The sequence below is a fragment of the Streptomonospora sp. PA3 genome, from assembly GCF_009728995.1.
In the GTDB taxonomy this organism is placed as follows: domain Bacteria; phylum Actinomycetota; class Actinomycetes; order Streptosporangiales; family Streptosporangiaceae; genus Streptomonospora.
This window is the reverse complement of record NZ_VTZW01000013.1, coordinates 1-1,876: the sequence shown is the minus strand read 5'-3', so window position 1 is coordinate 1,876 and position 1,876 is coordinate 1. Positions and strand designations below refer to the sequence as shown.

Sequence of the window (1,876 nt, the reverse complement as noted above, 5' to 3'; positions counted from 1 at the left end):
GTGGGGAGCGAACAGGATTAGATACCCTGGTAGTCCACGCTGTAAACGTTGGGCGCTAGGTGTGGGGACTTTCCACGGTTTCCGTGCCGTAGCTAACGCATTAAGCGCCCCGCCTGGGGAGTACGGCCGCAAGGCTAAAACTCAAAGGAATTGACGGGGGCCCGCACAAGCGGCGGAGCATGTTGCTTAATTCGACGCAACGCGAAGAACCTTACCAAGGTTTGACATCGCCGGTAATCCCGCGGAGACGCGGGGTCCTTTTGGGATCGGTGACAGGTGGTGCATGGCTGTCGTCAGCTCGTGTCGTGAGATGTTGGGTTAAGTCCCGCAACGAGCGCAACCCTTGTTCCATGTTGCCAGCACGTGGTGGTGGGGACTCATGGGAGACTGCCGGGGTCAACTCGGAGGAAGGTGGGGATGACGTCAAGTCATCATGCCCCTTATGTCTTGGGCTGCAAACATGCTACAATGGCCGGTACAGTGGGCGTGCGATGCCGCAAGGCGGAGCGAATCCCTAAAAGCCGGTCTCAGTTCGGATTGGGGTCTGCAACTCGACCCCATGAAGGTGGAGTCGCTAGTAATCGCGGATCAGCAACGCCGCGGTGAATACGTTCCCGGGCCTTGTACACACCGCCCGTCACGTCATGAAAGTCGGCAACACCCGAAACGTGCGGCCTAACCCCGTTTGGGGAGGGAGTGCGTGAAGGTGGGGCTGGCGATTGGGACGAAGTCGTAACAAGGTAGCCGTACCGGAAGGTGCGGCTGGATCACCTCCTTTCTAAGGAGTCTCGGTAGTCGGCCTGTTTTTTCGTTGTGGCCGGCGGACTCGTAAGTGGACCCGGTGCCCCCGGGGATGCTGCTGTGTCGTGTCGCCTCCGCGTTGGTGGGGGCGGGTGCGGCCCGGTGGTTCCCGGTCTGGGGTGTCGGGATGGTGCTTGGTGGACACGCGCTGTTGGGTGTCTGAGGGAGCGACCCGGTGGGTTGTTCTCCCCGATGCCACCCTGATGAAGACCCCGGGTGTGCCGTCGTTGTGGCGGTGGGCGCTCTGGTGGGACTGCTCGGCCCTGTGTTGGGCGGGCTTTCGGCCGGTGCGGCGGGATTGTGGTCGGGTGTGTGGCTGGTGGTTTGATTTGTGGATAGTGTGCGCGAGCATCTTGTATCTGTGGTGGCCAAGCAAGAGTGGCATACGGTGGATGCCTTGGCACCAGGCGCCGATGAAGGACGTGGGAGGCCGCGATAGTCCACGGGGAGTTGTCAACCGAGCGGTGATCCGTGGGTGTCCGAATGGGGGAACCCAGCCCGAGTTGTGTCGGGTTGCCGCCGTCTGAATGTATAGGGCGGTTGGTGGTGACGCGGGGAAGTGAAACATCTCAGTACCCGCAGGAAGAGAAAACAAGAGTGATTCCCTGAGTAGTGGTGAGCGAAAGGGGATGGTGGCTAAACCGCGTGCGTGTGAGAGGCGGCAGCCGTTGCGTGCGTGGGGTTGTGGGGTTGCGTTGTGTCCGGTCTGCCGGCTGGGCGCGCTGGTGGTTGCTGTAGTCGAAGCCGTTGGGAAGCGGTGCCGGAGTGGGTGAGAGTCCCGTAGGCGAAGCGGTGATCATTGGTGTGGACGTTGTCCCCGAGTAGCGCGGAGCTCGTGGAATTCCGTGTGAATCCGGCAGGACCACCTGTCAAGCCTGAATACGTCCTGGTGACCGATAGTGGACGAGTACCGTGAGGGAAAGGTGAAAAGTGCCCCGGTGAGGGGTTGTGAAAGAGTACCTGAAACCGTGTGCTGTCAAGCCGTCAGAGCTTCGCTTTGGTGCGGGGTGATGGCGTGCCTTTTGAAGAATGAGCCTGCGAGTCGTGGTGTGTGGCGAGGTTAACCCGGGTGGGG

General features: G+C 61.0%; 2 rRNA genes. Both read left to right on the top strand.

Features of this window, described 5'->3' with window-relative positions:
- A 16S ribosomal RNA gene (locus FZ103_RS14990) occupies positions 1 to 778 on the top strand; the annotation flags it as partial.
- A gap of 389 nt (positions 779 to 1,167) precedes the next feature.
- Positions 1,168 to 1,876, top strand: a 23S ribosomal RNA gene (locus tag FZ103_RS14985); the annotation flags it as partial.